Source organism: bacterium, assembly GCA_027622355.1.
Taxonomy (GTDB): Bacteria; UBA8248; UBA8248; order UBA8248; family UBA8248; genus JAQBZT01.
Window position 1 is genome coordinate 1 of record JAQBZT010000309.1, and the last position, 3,158, is coordinate 3,158.

General features: G+C 65.9%; 4 protein-coding genes. 2 read left to right on the forward strand and 2 right to left on the reverse strand.

What is annotated here, in order from left to right:
- The coding region (locus tag O2807_13940) for an NAD(P)-binding domain-containing protein (GenBank protein MDA1001602.1) at positions 1–366 on the reverse strand (366 nt) is incomplete at its 3' end.
- 35 nt (positions 367–401) lie between these two features.
- The gene (locus O2807_13945; protein MDA1001603.1) at positions 402–1,451 is read right to left on the reverse strand and encodes an alcohol dehydrogenase catalytic domain-containing protein; all 1,050 of its coding nucleotides are present in this window, start codon (positions 1,449–1,451) and stop codon (positions 402–404) included.
- A 215-nt stretch (positions 1,452–1,666) separates the two neighbouring features.
- Between O2807_13945 and O2807_13950 the strand changes: the two genes are divergently transcribed.
- Entirely contained in the window at positions 1,667–2,557 is an 891-nt protein-coding gene (locus tag O2807_13950; protein ID MDA1001604.1) for a haloalkane dehalogenase, read from the forward strand.
- Between the two features lie 29 nt (positions 2,558–2,586).
- Positions 2,587–3,156, forward strand: a complete 570-nt coding sequence (locus O2807_13955) for a nitroreductase family protein (protein MDA1001605.1) — start codon at positions 2,587–2,589, stop codon at positions 3,154–3,156.
- Positions 3,157–3,158: the final 2 nt, after the last annotated feature.

Here is a 3,158-nt window from a genome sequence, read left to right on the forward strand (position 1 = left end):
GGGAACCCGCTTTGCCTTGCAGAGCGCGGCAAGGCGCTTCGTGTCCGAGGGATCGGCCGTCGTCGTGTCCAGGATGATCCCGGGCGCCTTTCCCTTGGCGAAGGCGAGAAACCCGTCCTTCCCGCGCGCGGTCTTCAGGGAGATTTTCGAGTTGGGCAGCGAGATGAACAGCACGTCCGCCGCCTCGGCCACCTCCCGCGGGGTGGGGAGCGGGACACCGCCCATCCGGCGCAGGCGCGCCATGGCGGCCGGAACCGGATCGGTGCCTGCGACAAGGAAGCCGTCCGCGATCAGGTTTTTCGAAAAGGCGGCCCCCATCCTTCCGAGGCCGATGAAGCCAATCGTCTGCTTCCGGTTCTTTTTCATCGAAGCGTTTCCTATGTGGTGAAGAGAAATAAAAATCAGGCCGCCTCGCTCGGCACGATGACGACCTTGATGGCCCCCTCAATGCGCTCGCGCATGAGGCGCATCCCGCGCGCGACTTCGGCGAGGGGAATCCGGTGGGTGATCATGGGCGAGAGGTCGAGCTTCCCCGCGGCGGCCAGTGCGATGCACACCTCGAAAGTATGGGGGTGGCCCCGGCTGCCGATGAGGTCTTTTTCCTGATCCTGCAGCTCCCCGAGGGGAACGGGGGGCGCGAGGCCGAACTGGCCGACGACGACCGCCCGGCCCCCCCAGCGGATCATCTCGACCGCCTGGCGGATGGTGGCCTCCTGCATCCCGCCTACCACCTCGAGGGCGGCATCCGCCCCCGCGCCGCCCGTGAGATCGCGCACAGCAGCCACAACGTCCGTTTCCAGCGGGTTCAGCACCGCATCCGCCCCCATCCGCCGTGCCGCCTCCAGGCGCTCGGGGACGGTGTCGGTGACGATGCATCTGGCCCCGGCGTATTTCGCCACCGCGAGGGCGCAAAGGCCCACCGGCCCCATCCCCATGATGACGGCCCACTCGCCCGCCTCAAGCCGCGCCCTCGCCATGACGGCGTGATGGCCCGTCCCGAGGGTCTGCATGATCGCGCCGGTGGCGTCATCGAGCGCATCGGGCAGGGGAATGACGCACTGGGCCGGGGCGGTGAGATGCCGGCTGTAGCCGCCGTCGCGGGTGACGCCGAGGGTCTGCGGCCGCTGGCAGAGGTTCACCCGGCCCGCGCGGCAGAGGGGGCACACGCCGCAGTGGATGTGGTTCTCGATGCAGGCGCGCGTACCGATCGCAATCCCTTCCACACCTTCGCCGAGGGCGCGCACCCGCCCCATGATTTCGTGCCCCGGTACGACCGGAAACTTCGCCCGGCCCATGTGGCCGTCGAACTGGTGGAGGTCGCTGCCGCAGATGGCGCAGGCGCCCACCTCGATCAAGACCTCACCCGGCCCGGGGACGGGAACCGGCCGCTCCTCGAAAATGAGTTCTCCCGGCGCGCGGAAGACGGCCGCGAGGGATGGGGGCTGGCTCAAGCGCGCGCACTCCCTTGTGCGGAGACAAAAGAAGGACTCTCTTGCATATATCACCTGGGAAAAGGCCTGCCAATTTCGCGAGAGGGCCCGCGTGCGGGCAGGCGCGCCGGATGCCCCGGGAGGTGGTGCGCCGGGCCGGGTTGAGGGTACACTTGGCCACCTTGTGAAAACCGATATTCCCCATTTGCGGTATTGGATGTTGCGGAGGTGTGAGCATGGCGGGCAGCGAGATTTCGGCAAAAAATCCCTATCCCTACAAGCGGGCGAAGGTGCTCGATGCGGAGATGGCCTATTTCGAGGCGGGAAACGGCGACCCCATCGTGTTGCTGCACGGAAACCCGACGACTTCCTATCTGTGGCGCAACGTGGTGCCGCACCTGGAGGGTCTCGGCCGGTGCCTCGTGCCCGATCTGATGAACTCGGGCCAGTCGGACAACATTCCGGGCGGGGGCTTGCGCTTCGCCGATCACGCCCGGTATCTGGATGCCTGGTTCGAGGCGGTCGGGGCGACGAAGAACGTCATTTTCGTGATCCAGGACTGGGGGGCGGCCCTGGGCTTTTACCGCCCCTGCCGCTTCCCCGATCAGGTGGACGGCATCGCCTACATGGAGGCGATGGTGCGCCCGCGCTTCTGGACGGACCTGCCCGATGATCGCGTTCCTGCCTTCAAGAAGATGCGCTCGCCCGAGGGTGAGGCGATGATCATGGAGACGAATTTTTTCGTCGAGAAGATGCTCTTCGAGCTCGGGGTCATCCGCGAACTCTCCGAGGAGGAGAAGAACGCCTACCGCGAGCCGACGAAGGACGATCAAAAACGGCGCCAGACCCAACAGTGGGCCTGCGAGATCCCCTTCGAGGGAGAGCCCGAGGACAACTACAAGCTTGTGAAGCAGTACAGCGATTTCCTGGGGGCGAGCCATGACCTGCCCAAGCTCTTTGTGAATTGCGACGAGGGCCACGCCCTGACGGGCGCGGCGCGCGAGCATTGCCGCCAGTGGCCGAACCAGGAGGAGGTCATCCTCAATGCCAAACACTATGTCCAGGAGGACCGCCCGGCCGAGGTCGGCCAGGCCGCCGCGGCGTTTATCCGAAAAATCCGAGGCTGAACCCCTGCGCCTGCGAACGGAGAAAGAGCGTGTCTGACATTTTGCCTGTTTTGAGAAACCGCCGCAGCGGCTATGCCTTCACCGATGAACCCGTTTCGGCCGAGGACATCCGGCTGCTCATCGAGGCGTTCCGGTGGGCGCCCTCCTCGGTGAACAAGCAGCCCTGGCGGCTCATCATCGTCCGAGGGGAGGAGGCGCACAAAAGGTATGACGCCTGCCTCAGCGAGAACAACGTGAAGTGGGCCACCGAGGCGCCGATCAAGATGGTGATCCTCGGAAACCCGGAGGAGCAGCCCGACCGGCACGGCCAGCAGCGCTGGCTGCTCGACCTGGGGCTCGCGATCGAAAATCTGCTCATCCAGGGAAGCGCGATGGGGCTCACCGTCCATGCCATGGTGGGCTGGGATGAACCCAAGCTTCTGGAGGCCTTCCACGTTCCCGGGCCCTTCCGGGTGGCCGCGCTCTTTGCGGTGGGGCATCCGGGGCCTGTCGATGATCTGGAGCCTGAGGTAAAAGAGAAGGCCACGCGGCCTCCCACCCGCAGACCCGTCGAGGAGGTCGTCTTCTGGGACGACTTCGGAAAGGCGAAGCGGTCCTGAGC

Coding starts and splice junctions, on each gene's coding strand:
- O2807_13950 (MDA1001604.1), top strand. CDS start 1,667: ATGGCGGGCAGCGAGATTTCGGCAAAAAATCCCTATCCCTACAAGCGG.